General features: G+C 39.9%; 8 protein-coding genes and 1 pseudogene. 7 read left to right on the forward strand and 2 right to left on the reverse strand.

Annotated features, from left to right (window positions below):
- The first annotated feature begins 123 nt into the window (after window positions 1–123).
- On the forward strand, window positions 124–1,011 hold the full coding sequence (locus tag H5158_RS04770) for a cation diffusion facilitator family transporter (protein ID WP_182717799.1): 888 nt from the start codon (window positions 124–126) through the stop codon (window positions 1,009–1,011).
- A gap of 76 nt (window positions 1,012–1,087) precedes the next feature.
- A complete protein-coding gene (locus H5158_RS04775; RefSeq protein WP_182739572.1) occupies window positions 1,088–3,865 on the forward strand; it encodes an ATP-binding protein in 2,778 nt (925 codons plus the stop codon).
- Here the strand turns inward: H5158_RS04775 and H5158_RS04780 are convergent.
- Window positions 3,862–8,310 carry an EAL domain-containing protein gene (locus tag H5158_RS04780; RefSeq protein ID WP_259399418.1) on the reverse strand — a complete coding sequence of 1,483 codons (4,449 nt, stop codon included), beginning with the start codon at window positions 8,308–8,310 and terminating at the stop codon, window positions 3,862–3,864. The two genes, H5158_RS04775 and H5158_RS04780, sit on opposite strands and share 4 nt — an antisense overlap.
- Window positions 8,311–8,547: 237 nt before the next feature.
- Between H5158_RS04780 and H5158_RS04785 the strand changes: the two genes are divergently transcribed.
- From H5158_RS04785 to H5158_RS04795, 3 genes are all read left to right on the forward strand, one after another.
- Window positions 8,548–9,111: a hydrolase gene (locus tag H5158_RS04785; RefSeq protein WP_182717801.1), complete on the forward strand. Its 564-nt coding sequence runs from the start codon at window positions 8,548–8,550 to the stop codon at window positions 9,109–9,111.
- A gap of 99 nt (window positions 9,112–9,210) precedes the next feature.
- Complete coding sequence (locus H5158_RS04790) at window positions 9,211–11,367, forward strand: TonB-dependent siderophore receptor (protein WP_182739573.1); 2,157 nt, start codon at window positions 9,211–9,213, stop codon at window positions 11,365–11,367.
- A 17-nt stretch (window positions 11,368–11,384) separates the two neighbouring features.
- Window positions 11,385–12,578: a PepSY domain-containing protein gene (locus tag H5158_RS04795; RefSeq protein WP_182717803.1), complete on the forward strand. Its 1,194-nt coding sequence runs from the start codon at window positions 11,385–11,387 to the stop codon at window positions 12,576–12,578.
- Between the two features lie 13 nt (window positions 12,579–12,591).
- Here H5158_RS04795 and H5158_RS04800 read toward each other — a convergent pair whose 3' ends face one another.
- Window positions 12,592–13,149 carry a TMEM165/GDT1 family protein gene (locus H5158_RS04800; protein WP_145236272.1) on the reverse strand — a complete coding sequence of 186 codons (558 nt, stop codon included), beginning with the start codon at window positions 13,147–13,149 and terminating at the stop codon, window positions 12,592–12,594.
- Window positions 13,150–13,835: 686 nt separating this feature from the next.
- Between H5158_RS04800 and H5158_RS04805 the strand changes: the two genes are divergently transcribed.
- Together H5158_RS04805 and H5158_RS04810 are read left to right on the forward strand one after the other, a co-directional pair.
- The gene (locus tag H5158_RS04805; protein ID WP_182739574.1) at window positions 13,836–14,555 is read left to right on the forward strand and encodes a YwqG family protein; all 720 of its coding nucleotides are present in this window, start codon (window positions 13,836–13,838) and stop codon (window positions 14,553–14,555) included.
- 211 nt (window positions 14,556–14,766) lie between these two features.
- Window positions 14,767–15,391: pseudogene (locus H5158_RS04810) on the forward strand (hypothetical protein).
- The last annotated feature ends 26 nt before the right edge of the window (window positions 15,392–15,417 follow it).

The following is a 15,417-nucleotide window of genomic DNA, read 5'->3' on the forward strand; positions in this document are numbered from 1 at the left end:
TTAAGTTTTTAGTGCGTTTGGCTTATGGAAGTACTACAATTGATACTGTATATCATTACTCTTTTAAACGTTTTTTAGAATGATGACTCTTAGCACACTTAAGCACAGGTAAAACCGCTTTTCATGACCGACATTACAACTCACCAAGCATCACGACGTAGATTATTAATTGCATTAGCAATCACTAGCTCATTTATGGTTATTCAAGTTATTGGTGCCTATTATGCAAACTCTCTTGCCGTATTAGCCGATGCTGGGCATTTATTTGTTCATAATAGTTCTTTATTTATTGCTTTGATCGCATCGAGCTTAGCGATTCATTTAGCTAAAAACTACAACGATGGTTATCAAAAAGCAGAGTTGACCGGTGGTTTGATCAACGGTTGTTTATATTTGGCGATCAGCCTGGTGATTTTATACGAAGGCGGCGAGCGCTTTGTACATCACCATGAAGGGCAAGGCCCCGTCGTCAATAGCTATTTAATGTCGGTTATTGCCGCCACTGGATTTTTATTTCACGGTGCTGCAGCATGGGTATTATATAAAGGTAGAAAGGCTAGCTTTAATGTTTATGCGGTATTTTTACATTCATTTTTTGATTTGATTTCAACTGTCTCTACGTTTATCGCCGGTATACTTATTTATCTAACTGGTTGGAGCATTATTGATATTTTATCGAGCATGCTGATTGCGTTATTTGTTTTGTTTACAGGTGTAAAAGTGATTGTTGGATGCGTTAAAGGTCTGCGTTTAAATAAAGCAAAACTACCCGATGTGGCCGATATTGAAAGTGCCATAGGACAAGTTGAGCATGTAGAAAATGTGCACAATGTTACGGTTATGCGCCGTGACAAGGAGTTAGTTGTAGGGGCGCATGTGGTACTTAAACAACATTGCACTATAGAAAAACATGATGAAGCATGCCGACTTAAAGTTGAGCAATTGCTAGCAAGGCAATTTAATGTTGGCAACAGCGTATTACAAATCGAAAGTCATGGTTGTCAGCATTAAATACAACTAGTTAACTTGGCAAAATGCGTTTTTTATTTTACTTTTAGATATAGCCTATTTTATACGGAACAATCCATTGCCGTTTTTTCAGCATCGATATTTTGCATTCAGCTGTTCTATACTTTTAGGCGTGTTGGCCGGTTTTGTTAATTTACTGCCATTTTGGTTTCTCGACAGCTCTGAATTTTTATTTGGTCAGCTGTTTGTTTTAATTTGTTTGTTGCTATTTGGCTTACGCTACGCGTTAGTTGCTTGTACTATCAGTGCGGCTTTTATTTTTTATCGTTGGGGGCATTGTTGGCCATCAATTGTGTTTGTTGGCGAAGTGCTTTGGCTGTATCACTTTAGCTTTAAAACTGCACGGCTGCTGTTTATTCGCGGTATAATTTATTGGTTGTTAATTGGTATTCCGCTGCTGGGACTCATTGGCTATTTTATCATTGAGTTGCCATTACTGGCGGTCATTACCGCCTTGGTTAAGTATTTTTTAAATGCAGCCATTGTTTTATGCGTTATTGATTTACTCAGTTTCTTCTTTATTCAGCAAGTGTGGCAAAAACGACCAAATTCGCTGTATAAAATTCTTAATTACATTGTAAGCATCCTCATTATTTTAGTGGTGTTATTAACCACCATTGTACTTACCAACAATCATTATGCGCGTATCGAATATGAAGTGAAGGCGCAGCTTGCTGAAAAATCCGAAGACATTGCTGAAAAAATTGACCTGTATTTAAATGGCTATCGCCGTGGCATCGTATTAACTGCAAAAGCCATCGAGCAGGGGGTCGATAAACAGTTAGCATTGAGTCAGTTAATGGCACTATACCCTAACTTTCTTACATCAATGGTTACGGATGAAAACGCAATAGCTCAGGTATTTAATCCACTTAGTTTGCAAGAAAGCTTAAAAGGCAGCAATTTATCGGTTGCCGATCGCGATTACTTTACGATCGGTAAAGACTCGCCAACAGGGTATATTTCTAATGTTTTTAGGGGCCGAGGATTTGGTAATGAACCCATTGTGGGTGTTTCTGCACCAGTGCATATTAACGGGCGTTTTCAGGGAGTGGTTGAAGGTTCGTTAGTGTTGGGCTCCTTTTTGCAATTTAGGCCAACCATATTTGATAATGATGGTGAACTGATAATTCTTGATGCCAAAAAACACGTGGTGTTTAGCACCTTACCTAATCATTATTCGGTATTGACTCAGCTCACTGAAGATAAATTTACCCAGTTACAAGGTGATCAACAAGCCATTATGACCACCGACATTGATGGCGAACAATATTACGTAAAAATATATTTATCACAGCAACAAGATTGGTATGTAGCAAGCTTATTAAAACGGAAATACGCTAATCTTGTGGCGGCAAGTGCGTGGGGGCAATCACTATTACTAACTCTTGTGGTGATTATTTTGATCAGTATCTTTATCACCCAGTTGAGTCGATGGTTAGTGAGGCCAATAGATGAGCTTACTGAACAAATCGATGCCTTTGATCCTAAAACTGAAATCAGTGATTTACAGACTCAAAATAATGCGTGGCTGGAGGTGCTGAGCTTACAGCAGCAATTTGCTACTTTAGCATTTAAATTGACCAGCAACTTTAAAGATCTAGAACAAGTAAACACTGAAAATGCAGCACTTAATCTGCATTTAAAACAGTTTAATGTAGAGCTAGAGTATCAAGTAAATGAAAAAACAGATGAATTAGTTAAAGCTGTGGCAACTGCAAATCAGGCCAGCAAAGCTAAATCACAATTTTTAGCGAATATGAGTCATGAAATTCGCACCCCGCTTAACGGTATTATGGGGCTGACTGATATTTTACTTAATGCTGATGACGTGAAGTTGGAATACCGCGAACAATTGCAAATGATCCAGCAAAGCGCTAAAAATCTATTATTGATTTTAAACGATATTTTAGACTTTTCGAAAATTGAGGCGGGGGCGGTCAAACTAGACATTCATATAGTTAATGTACGAAAACTGCTTACTCAATTAGCACAGGTGTTTACAAATACTGGCGTACAGCCAGGCGTTGAATTTATATTAAATATTGCCCCGTCAGTACCCGATGTGGTGCAGTTAGATTCACTAAGGTTAAGCCAAATTGTCAATAACTTGTTGAGTAATGCAGGGAAATTTACGAAAACTGGTAGTATAACGATGAACATTGATTATGCTGATAATCATTTATCTGTGGCTGTAACTGACACTGGCATTGGTATTTCTGGGCAACAGCAATCATCGTTGTTTCGTGAGTTTACTCAAGCTGATATTTCAACCACGCGGCAATATGGTGGCACAGGATTAGGCTTAACTATTTGTAAGCGAATAGTTCAGTTAATGGGAGGCAAGCTGGTATTACACAGCGAGATTGGTAAAGGCAGTTGCTTTACTATCACAATTCCTATTGAAGTAGTGCAACTTACTCATGAAGTAGACATACAGCAAAGCATTCCTGACTTAACTGGGTTGAAAGTATTACTGGTAGAAGATAATCAAATCAATCAAATCGTTATTGCAAAAATGCTCAGTGACACCCATTGCACCTTAGAAGTTGCTAACGATGGTGAAAAAGCACTGGCGTGTTTACAACACAATATGGCCGATATTATTTTAATGGATTGCCAAATGCCTATTATGGATGGTTATCAGTGCACAGCTGAAATCCGTAACAACAGTGCTCAATTTGGTCCTGTGATTATTATTGCCATTACCGCAAATGCTTTTGAAGACGACCAAAAACGTTGTTTAGAAGTGGGTATGGACGATTTTATAGCCAAACCCGTGGATCGCGGCCAACTTTTTCAATGCCTTAAAAAGTGGGCTGATACATTGAGCTAGGTAGTTTGCAATTTCTCTAGCAGTGCTTGGATATACGCATCGCTAATGAGAATCTCTGCAGTTGTTGGTTTTGCAAAGTAATAGCCTTGAAGGTCATCACAGCCGATACTGTTTAAAAAGCGTATTTGCTCAATTGTTTCTACGCCTTCTGCAATACAATATAGATCTAGGTTTTCAGCTAAGGTGTGGATTGTTTTGATGATTGATTCATTATTACTATCTTGGCCGATATTACGCACAAAGCTTTGATCAATTTTAATCACATCAATTGGAAATTGACTTAAATACGTTAAAGACGAATACCCGGTACCAAAATCATCCAGTAATAATTTAAAACCTGCGTTTCTGAGCGCTTGCAGCTGCTTAGCTGCTTTGTTTTTGTCATCAAGCAAGGTGTTTTCGGTGATCTCTAAACGTAACTGAACAGGTTTTATATGATGCTGATTTAAAATAAGTAATAAGCGTTCGGTTAAATTAGATTTTAAAATATGCACAGGTGATAGATTTAACGATAAGTAAAACCGTGGGTTAGCTTTAAATAATGGTGCGAGATCTTCAAGTGCACGGGTCAGCGCCTGCTCGGTGAGTACATCGATTAAACCAGTTTCTTCTGCAATAGGAATAAACACTGCCGGGGATATCAATTCTGCTTGGTGTTGCCAGCGCATTAATAGCTCTACACCTTTGATTTTTTTGCTTTTATTATTAACAATTGGCTGGTAATTATTAAAAAATAAATCGTCTTTGTAGGCATCTTTTAAGGCATTTTCGAGCAGTAGTTTTTGGGTGATTTGGTTATTCATTTGTTCAGTGAAAAACTTAAAGCCGTTGCGGCCCGATTGCTTAGCATGCATCATTGCGATGTCGGCATTACGAATAAGCTCATCGGTGGTGTCGGCATCAAATGGGTAGAGTGCCACACCGACGCTTGCCGAGATATTAATTGCAAAATCGTTGATCACCACCCGTTTTGCAAGTTCTTCAGTGAGGCTACGCACTAAGTTACTCAAACTTTGTGGCGAGTCTAAGTTTTTAATTAATAATAAAAACTCGTCACCGCTTTGACGCCCAACAATGGCATTTTTATCAAGCATAATATTCATTCGATAGGTAATATCACATAACAGCTGATCGCCAACCGCATGACCAAATGAGTCATTCACCGGTTTGAATTTATCTAAATCTATAAACAGTAAAGCAACTAGACTGGCATGTGTATCGGCATCTTTTATCGCATGCGATATCTTTTGATACATTAGTGACCGATTTGGTAGCTTAGTTAATGGATCATAGTTTGCCAGATAGCGTAGTTCATTTTCAGCGCGTTTTTGCTCGGTTAAATCAGAAATAACCACCACATAATAACTCACTACATTACTGTCTTTTGCCACTGCGGTAATACTAATATGAATAGGGTGCGACGGATTTATCTTAGTTTTTATATAAGCGTCACCACGCCAGTTCTGCTTTGGCTGCAATGATTTTAGAATATTGATGAAATCGACATATTGTTTTTTCCCCAGTGCTGCTAAAAACCGTTTTAGTTCAAGCTTTGCTGGGATTGTTTGAATAGAAAAGGCTTCTGCAAAGCTATTATTAACAGAAAACGGAGTCAGTTGACTGTCTAAAATAAGTAGCCAATCGTTTATTTGGCTAAAGGCTTCGCCTAATACCGCAGCTTGCTGTGCTGTAGCACGTTGTTCGGTTATATTGGTATAGATTCCAGCTAATCTTGTAGGATAGCCTTGCTCGTTCGTTTCAATCACTTTACCGATATCGTGATACCAAAGCCAGTTTCCATTAGCATGTTGAAGCCGATACGTGACCTGCCATTGTTGAGCATTTTTTTGAGTGATGAATAAATGCCAATCATGAAGAACTTTACGTTTATCATCTGGGTGTATTAATGCGCAAAAATCGTCAAAATTGAACTTTTGTGGCAAAGTTTTATAGCCTAGCTCATGTTTTAAGCGCTGCTGCTTTATCCAATGTGCGGCAATATCAACTTCCCATACACCGCTTTTACTACTGTTTAAAGCAAGCTCTGTTTGTTGTTGTGATTGCAGTATTTCATCATGAGTATGCTTAATAATGCGCTGACGGGAGCGGTATTGCCAAAAAATAACAAATAGCACTAAAAACGTAAGTAATAAATAAAGGCTTATTGCAAGTGGCGAGCGCCACGGAGCATAGGCAACAGTAAAGTTAAGTGTTTTTTCATCACCGAGGCCTGAGTCATTTAAGTTATATGCTGCGATTGTTAGTTGATAATCACCAGCAGGAAGCTTAGTAAAAAAAACTTTATTATTGTTTAGCTTGTCATAACTTAATTTATTGGGGCCGGTTAATGACACCTTATAGCGTGTTCTATCTACATTTTGAAAATCAAAGTTGGAAAAACTAACTTCTAAACCCATGTCTTCATCAGTTAGTTGTAAACGTTGGTTGGCGTATTGCAATGGATGATAATTAAGTGTACGGGAGAGTAACGATATATCGGTGATTTCAGTCACTGTGCTGTCACGATCATTAGGGACAGATAAAAAGTCTTGCGGGGCAAGTGTTAGCACGCCACGGGTACTGCCAAAAGCTAAGCGGCCATCGTTTAGCTGAGTATGTGAGTCAATATTAAATTCATTCACAGTTAAGCCATCTTTAACAGTATATGCATTTAATTGCATTGAACTTAAGTCGAGTCGATAGAGGCCATTTTTACTGCTGATCCATAAAAAGCCAAATTGGTCGATTTGCAAGGCGACAATTGTTTTCGTTTTAATGCCATTACTGAGGTTTATACGGTGTTTTACTTCGTAACTGTTGGCGTCAAGACCAATTAGTCCTTCTTGGGAAGAGGCAAGCCAAAGGGTATTGTTATAATCGATCACCCAATCATCGATAGTGACATAATTTATTGGGTTATAATTTTCGACTTCGTAGATCAAGGTGAGTTTTTGGCTGGACTCATTATAACGATATAACGCGCCAGATACGCTGATCAAGTAGTCATCGGGTTTATTGGGCAATGGTTTTAAAAAAGCGTGCACATTGACGGGATCTAACTGCCCTTTGAGACCTTTAATTACGTTAGTCTGACCACTGTTTCCATCATACAGGAAATAATCATTCTCGCTAAAAAATGCAAAGGTATCAGTCGTGATTTGATGATATCCATAGCCTGGGCCGCTGTCGAGAATGGCTTGTGTATTGCCTTGCATTGGTAGAGCTATTTTTTGTTCGGTTTTTTTATCAAATAAAGCAAGACCATCATAGAGCAGTAACCACAAATAACGGTCTGGCTCATTTAAGTGCGCCGAGGCAATACCATACACAGCAAATTGGCCATAAAACGCTTTGCTGTCATCGCTGGCTAAGTAAGTTTTTTCGGTAGTCTCATCTAGGCGCATTTTGGCTAGGCCATTATCGGTGCCCAGCCACACGGCGTTATCGTCTTGGTAAACAGCAAGGATCACATTGCTGTGCAATTTATCATTACTGGTGATTTGAATATTGCCAAAACGCCTTGCTAAAGTGGACCAAGTAAAAACGCCTTGCGAGCGCGAGGCAAGCCACATAAGCCCTGTTTTATCAACCATCACATCTAAAATAGTGTTGTCGGTCATGTGAAATTTACTTTGATCAAAACGTAAAAGAAACTCATTGTGATCAGTATGGCGATGGTATTGATAAAGGCCATCCTCAGTGACTATAAATTCACCATAAGGGGTATTAACATAATCCCAAATATTATGTTCCGCGAGTAGCGTTTTTACGTTATTGAAGTCTAATAACTCATTGTTATTAAAAACAATAGAATAAAATCCTTCGACTGTGCCAACCAGTAAACCAAGCTGCGAGTCGATGGATAAAAATTTGATATTGTTATTATCTGGATTGAGCTTATCCTTGGCAACTAAAGGTATTTTAGTTATATGTTCATCAATTAATGATTTAGAGTACAACCCATCAGTGGTGGCAATATACAAAAAGTCATTATGAACAGTAATTGCGCGGACAGAATTATCATCTTTACTGATTGAAAACTCATGGGTATAGGTATTTTTTTGTGGATCAAAGGCATACACATGTTGATTAATGGCGTAATAAAACAGCTGCTGATGTTCGGCGATGGCAAAAATAGGAGAAAAGTGTTTATCTTCAGCGTTTAACTTACCTGAATAAATTTTACTAACTTTGAGTGTCACAGGATCTATAAGAAACGCACCAGAATACTCAGTTGATACAAAAATATCGCCGTTGTGTGTTTCGAACAATACAATAATTGAGAGTTGATCCAGTGAGTATTCACCAGAGAATATTTTTACCTCATAGCCATCAAACCGGTTTAAACCCTGTAATGTACCGATCCAAATAAATCCCAGTTTATCTTGCAGTGTGCTAGTTACGTGGCCTTGTGATAACCCTTCATCCGTGGATAAGCGTTGCAATTGCTGAGCATAGCTTTGAGCACTGGAATTAACACTAAACCAAGTGCATAAAATACTAAATAAGATGAAAAAAAAGTTTCTCAATCGCACTTAAGGTACTGCTCCCCTGAGATAAAGTGGTTGTTAGCCGTTAGTAAATATAGCATAACAATTTACAGTTGAATTAAAGAATTAGCTATATAAGATATACATTTGTATAACAAATCACTTATGCTGTTAGTTATGTTTAGATCACGGATGTTCACATTGCCTCATTCATTTAATGCTCACACCATGCAAAGTCTGCTGTTAGTTGTCGATATTCAAGACAAATTAAGTCCTGCGATGCCTCGTTATGAACAAGTAAAACAGGTCACAGTGCAATTAGTAAAAGCTGCACAATTGTTGCATATTCCTATTTTAGTCACTGAACAATATAAACAAGGGCTTGGCGAAACTGATCAGCAATTAAAAGCTCAGATTGGGCAAGCTGAGTTCTTTGATAAAACCCACTTTAGCGCGTGTAAAGAGGACGGTTTTTTAGAGCTTATTGCTAGCTATAAACGCCCGCAAATTATTGTAGTTGGTATGGAAGCGCATGTATGCGTATTACAAACTTGTTTAGATTTACTGGCGCAAGGTTATCAGGTGTTTTTAGTCATGGATGCGGTTAGTTCGCGTAATGATCTGCACCGCGATTTAGCTATAGCTCAGCTAAGACAAGCAGGTGCTGTGATCAGCTGCGCTGAAAGTGTGATTTTTCAATGGACCGAAGTGGCAGCGACACCTGTATTTAAAGAGATTTTAAAGATTGTTAAATAAGCTTGGCAACAAGAAGAGAATAATTTCACTTCAGCATTGTAAATGATAGTGGTTTTTATTATTATGCCGTAAATTATTTTGATTGCTGTATAAATATCAATGAAACCTTCTTTAATAGCATTAGCCCTAAGTTCTATTACCATGACGCCTGTTGTCGTTGCTGCGCAAACAACAGCAGCAGGATCTGCAACTGATGAGTCTACTGTTGTAAAAAACGACATAGAAACCATTTCAGTCGTTGGACGAGCGTTTTCACTGTATCGCCCAACAGAATCAACGTTTGGTACTCGTACCGATACGCCGCTAGAGAAAATTCCACAGTCAATCCAGGTTATTCCGCAAGCGTTAATCAGCGATCAGGCTGCACGTCAAGTAACTGATCTGTACAGCAATATTGCGGGTGTTAATGGCTTTAGTTACTCAGGTGTTACGTTTCGTGGTTTTCGCCAAGATGAAATTTTATACGATGGTGTAAAAGGTGACCCATTTAGTGGTTTTGCGGTACCACAGTTGTTTAATATTGAGCAAGTGGCTGTTTTAAAAGGCCCTAGTGGCGCTGTGTACGGCAGTGGTAACCCTGGCGGGATCATTAATTATATGACCAAAAAGCCCAGCTATGATAGTAAAACAACCGTTGCAGTTGAACTGGGTAATGATGATTTTTTTAGTGCCGCAGTCGAATCAACGGGCAGTGCCAATGACGCACAGACCCAAGCCTACCGTGTTGGTGTTTATAAAGATTCAGATAAACCATTTCGTGAAAATACCAGCGAAGATAATACTATTATTGATTTAGGCTATCGTTTTGATTTTAATAACGACACTAATCTGGTATTGCAATATACCCATGTTGATCAAGATTTAGGCGGCGCTAGATTACGTGGCGTGCCAGTGGATAAAAACGGTAACTTTATTGCCGACATAAGCTGGAATCATAATGAAGCAACGGATTATCAAACCGTTATTGCTGACGTGTTTCAAGCAAGTTTTCAGCACCAATTTAATGAGGTATTTCGCAGTGATATCACTGCGCGTTATTTTAGTAACGATGCCAATCAAAACTATCATGAGCCGCGTGGACTAAGTGACACAGATGGCGATGGAGTACTGGATTGGAGCGAGCGCGAATTTCGTGATCAACAACGCGAAAATACCGGGCTTAGTTTTACTGCCAATTTAATTGCTGACACTGAGCTTGCCGCTATGCAACATGTGATGCTGGTGGGTGTAGATTGGTATAAGCATGAGTTTGAATCTGCATATAGAACAGCTGTACAAGCCAGCAAAGGCGGCCCAGTGCCAGGGATCTCAATATTAAATCCTGTGTATGGATTGACTTCAAAAGATGATTATGATTTGGCAAACGTAACACCGCGTTTATCAAGTACTGAGTCAACACGTATTGGCCTGTATGCACAAGACCAAGTTGATGTTACCGATAAATGGAATGTTACGGTTGGCTTACGGTACGATCGTTTTGAAGACACCGATGTCCTTAATAACACCGAGTTTTCAGACAGCGATGTGACGTATCGTATTGGCACAAGTTATAACTTAAACGATACCTTTTTCCCTTATGCGCTGTATGGCACAGGCTTTATGCCACAATCGGCCAGTAATCAAAATCAAGATGTAGGCGGGCCATTTAAACCAGAGCACAGCAATATTCGTGAACTTGGTTTACGTACTAAGTTACTTGATGACTCGTTGGCTGTGAATATGGCAACGTACCGCATTATCCGTAACAATATTTTACAAGCCAGCACTGAGTTATCAGACACCGGCGTTGATCAAATGGAAGCGTTAGGCGAAGTTGACAGCCGAGGCTTTGAACTTGAGATTGTTGGCGATGTCACCGAACGTTTAGTGATCACAGCAAGTTACGCATACAACGACACGCGTATTGTTGAGCAAAGTGAAAAATTTTCCGCGCAAGCAAAAGGCAGCGATAAATTTGCCAATGCGCCACAAAATACCGCAGGGTTGTGGACGCGTTATGAGTTACCGCAGTTGCACTCATCAATCGCGGCAGGTCTTGATTATGTTGATGAACAAGTCAGTTTAGACGGTGATAAAGTACAGCCGTATACCGTTTATAACATGGCTTGGAAGACTGAATATCAACAATGGGTTTGGCAGCTCTCAGTTAAAAACGTGTTTGATAAAGAGTATGCATCAAGTGGCTTTATAACTCGTGCTGGGCATTTCCCGGGGGAACCACGCCGCGTCTATTTGTCGGCTAAGTACACATTCTAAACTGACAATTTCGTACTATGAAAGCAAAGCAGTGGTTTAACTTACATGCTTGGGCAGGGCTCTTGGTTGGCAGCTTGTTATTGATAACGTGTTTATCTGGCACGTTGGCAACCTTGAGCCACGAAATTGAATATCTTAGTGATAGTAAATTTCGTGCCCTCTCGCATTCCCCTAATACTGACTTTGCTGCAATTGAGAATACACTTGCCCAGCGTTATCCTGGCAGCCAAATCATTAGCATATTGCGCCATCAACAACCTTACTTAGCAACCGAAGTGTCGCTTAAGTGGCAGCAACAGTTTTTGTTTGTGTATGTTGATGGTGCGACGGGGCAATGGCTTGGCGAAGGTCAGTGGGGGAGAGTATCGCGCTTTTTACGTAACTGGCACATGAATCTATCGATGGGTTGGACAGGTAAGTTGATCGTCACGAGTTTAGCCATTCTCTTGGTTATTTTAGTGGTTACTAGTCCGATTGTTTATCGCCAGTGGTGGCGACATTTTTTAAAAAAGCCACGGCAATTAAAAACAACCAATCGTAGCAGCTGGGCTGATTGGCATAAATTACTGGGGCTTTGGAGTTACTGGTTTATTGTGGTCATGGCTATTACTGGCGTGTGGTACTTAGTTGAACACACCTTACAAACAGCCAAAATTGACCATTATATAACCCCCCCCGCAGAGGTTACGGATCTACAAACTGATGTCGCGCATCCGCCAGCGATAAGTGCCATGGTAAACGCGGCGCAATCAGCGTTTCCAAGTTTACATATTCGCGCTATACAATACCCAAGTAAAGCAAATAAACCGGTTTTGGTACTGGGCGATAATGATGACATTTTAGTACGTTTACGAGCTAATAAAGTGTATTTAGATCCAGCTTCAGCAGATGTACTGGCAATTCAAAAAGCCGCAGATTTACCTATTGTCGCGCGCATTAAAGATACCGCCGATCCTTTGCATTTTGGCAACTTTGCAGGGCTAGGTACGAAGTTAATTTGGGCTGTGTTTGGTTGTTTAATGACCTGTATATGTATGGCTGGATTGTATATGAATTGGCTGAGAGTAAAGCGTAAGCAGCGTTCATTATTGCAATGGTTTGGTATCATGGGTGCAGTTAGTGTTTTATTAGTATGTTGTTCCCTGATCCTCACAACGCAAACATTTAGTGTACGCCAAGCACCAGCAAAACTATATTCGCCGGTGCTGTAACGTGCAGATAAAGTTAGCTAGTAACTAGGCCGTAACAACCCAAAGCAACAAACACTATTGCAGCAAGCATTCTTACTTTTGCCATTGGAATACGTTTTAGCAAGGCATTGCCAGCATAAATAACCGGCACATTGGCAAGTAACATACCTACAGTGGTTCCTATGGTTACCCACAACACTGATTGATACTGAGCGCCAAGCAATACTGTTGCTATTTGGGTTTTATCGCCAATTTCGGCAATGAAAAACAGCACCAAGGCAACTAAAAAAGCCCCGTATTGATCGTATTTATTGCTTACTTCTTCATCTTTATCTGGGATCAGTAGCCATAAGCCAACGACAATAAAACAGCCGTTCACAATCCAAGGCAGGTACGAAGAGGTAAAGCTTTGCGATAAATAATCGCCCAACCATGCAGACAAACCATGATTGATAATAGTAGCGACTAAAATACCTAAAATAAGTGCAGGTTTATTGGCAAAGCGGGCAGCTAACAACAGGGATAAAAGTTGCGTTTTATCGCCTATTTCAGCTAAAGCAACGGTGACGGTTGATGTGATAAATGTATCCATTTTACTTCTATAAGGCGGGAACATTAAACCAAGGTAAACGCCTATCTCCCGCCATGAGGATAGTGTTTACCCAGGTCTTGCCGATAATGCTTGCTACATTACAAACTTACCATGCACATGAGGTGCAATTATGTTGATAAGTTTACTTGCTGCGCTTTAAGTTAAAAGGCATCAAGCAGGCTACTCCCCCGAGAAGTGCGCACTTTGCCACATTTCTTTTTTAGAGTAAAGGTACAACAACAGGTTTTGTGGTGCGGCTGAGGGTGAACCCTGTAATTGAATATAAACGTATGCTTCACGCGCAGTACAGGAGCTAGAATACAATCAAGACTACAGCGAGTTTGAAAAAGACTACCAGTTCCCTGATATGCCTTTACCATCTATTGGCATCACAATTAATTTTTAAAGATGATAATCCTCTTACTCTAAGTGTGAGAGGGTTAAGCATCTGAAATATAAATTTAGCATTTTATGTGAAAGTCAGTTGTCGATTGAATCAAAATAGGAACTAGGCTATGGTTGAAGCATTAATCAAAATAAAATAAAAGCGAATAATTCTACAGGCTCGTTAGATAAACAAAAGCCCTTCAAGGGTTTGGATAGTGGGTTAAGTTAATAACCCGTTGAACATATACATAGACACGGAATGAACGCCGGTTGTGTTTGCGTTATAAAAGGAGAGTTGTTTGAACCCTAAAATTTTGGAAGACTTTATTAGCACTGATGAAGATTTTTCCCCTCATAAGGCTTATTTGGATTCGATCAGTAAATCCAGCGTTGATATTTTGTTTTTAGATGGTGTCGCCAGTGACTCTGGGAGTCGGTTTGGCGGTAATCCTCTGGTTGCAAAGGACTTTGTCTGGCCAGAACATAACGTTGGCGAATACCGGTTTTTAGGCCAGATTAATTTTTCTGAAATCCTCGATTGTCCTGAGCCGCTGCCCAAATCCGGTTTGCTATCACTCTTCTATGCTTATGATCACGACGGTGAAATTTTCTGGGGTGCTGAAGGATATGTGATCGCTTACTATTATCCGGATATTAATGATTTAGTTATGTTTGAGCAAGCAGCTGTACCGCAGGAGGCAAAGTTAATCCGTTTGGAAACCGGGCTGGAAATCCCCAAACATGAAGAGTTACGCAGTGACTGGCCTTTCGATACTAATCTTTTGTATGAACTGCCTTATCTAATAGGCCATCGCGAGAACTACATGCTGGGCTATCCGTCATTTTGTTCGCTTGCTTATGACCCGACCCCTGGTGATGAATGGCTTCCGCTGCTCACTCTGGCATCTCACGATGGGCTTGGCTGGTGTTGGCATGATGGGGATAAGCTTATGGTATTTATTGAGAAAGAAAAGCTTAAAAATGCCGACTTCAGCTGCCTGAAGACCGATGCTGGGTAGCCGCATAATTAAAGTCCTCCTTATTAATACTGTTATAAAATAGGCTTTTTGGATTGCTCTGAAGTGACTATTTTTGTTTAAAGCGAGTGTAAACCGTTATCCGTGTTTAAAAATAACAAGGAAAAAATAACAAAGACATCCAGTTTAATTTTGTATTTTGTGAAACGAAGTACTAAGTTTTATTAAGTGCAAAAAATGAGCAGGGTGTCTTATTGAAATCGCAAGAAAGCGTCAAGTAAGTTTGGTTGATACAAAATATTATCACTGTATTTCACGTTGCGTACGGCGTGCATTTTTATGTGGCGAAGACCACTTTACCGGTCAATCCTACGGGCACCGCAGAGGGGGAGGGGGGATTTAGGTCACAAGCACTACTTGATGAAGCAGCATTAGCAGCCTGCATGGCATATGTTTATTTAAATCCGATTAGAGCTAAGATGGTAAAAACACCTGAAGAGTCAGGCCATATTAGTGTTAAAAAACGTTTAACATGCGCCAAAGATGGTAAGCAACCAAAACAACTACTTCGCTTTGCAGGTATACCACGTCAAATCATGCCAAAAGGGTTACCGTTTGAGCTTAAATCGTAGCTTGAATTCGTTGAGCTAACAGGACGTTGTATATGGTAAAGCAAGCGAGGGTATATTAAAAGTACACACTTACCTTTACTAGAAAGAGTCAATATTTCTCCAGAAAACTGGTTAGAACTCACCACGTAATTTACGCGCGTATTTCACGGCGCAGTAGGCAGGCTGTCTTCACAATAACGTTACGGTGAAAACTTAAATCGGAAGCGGCGTGCAAATATCAGTAATTGTAAAAAACTACTGGCATAGCGCTTGAATTACTCAGTAAAAAGTTA

This window comes from Pseudoalteromonas sp. SR45-6 (assembly GCF_014163545.1).
Classification (GTDB): domain Bacteria; phylum Pseudomonadota; class Gammaproteobacteria; order Enterobacterales; family Alteromonadaceae; genus Pseudoalteromonas; species Pseudoalteromonas rhizosphaerae.

Excerpts from the sequence above, each read along its gene's own strand:
- H5158_RS04800 (WP_145236272.1), bottom strand. The coding sequence starts at position 13,149 with ATGGATACATTTATCACATCAACCGTCACCGTTGCTTTAGCTGAAATA.
- H5158_RS04770 (WP_182717799.1), top strand. The coding sequence starts at position 124 with ATGACCGACATTACAACTCACCAAGCATCACGACGTAGATTATTAATT.
- H5158_RS04785 (WP_182717801.1), top strand. The coding sequence starts at position 8,548 with ATGTTCACATTGCCTCATTCATTTAATGCTCACACCATGCAAAGTCTG.
- H5158_RS04795 (WP_182717803.1), top strand. The coding sequence starts at position 11,385 with ATGAAAGCAAAGCAGTGGTTTAACTTACATGCTTGGGCAGGGCTCTTG.
- H5158_RS04790 (WP_182739573.1), top strand. The coding sequence starts at position 9,211 with ATGAAACCTTCTTTAATAGCATTAGCCCTAAGTTCTATTACCATGACG.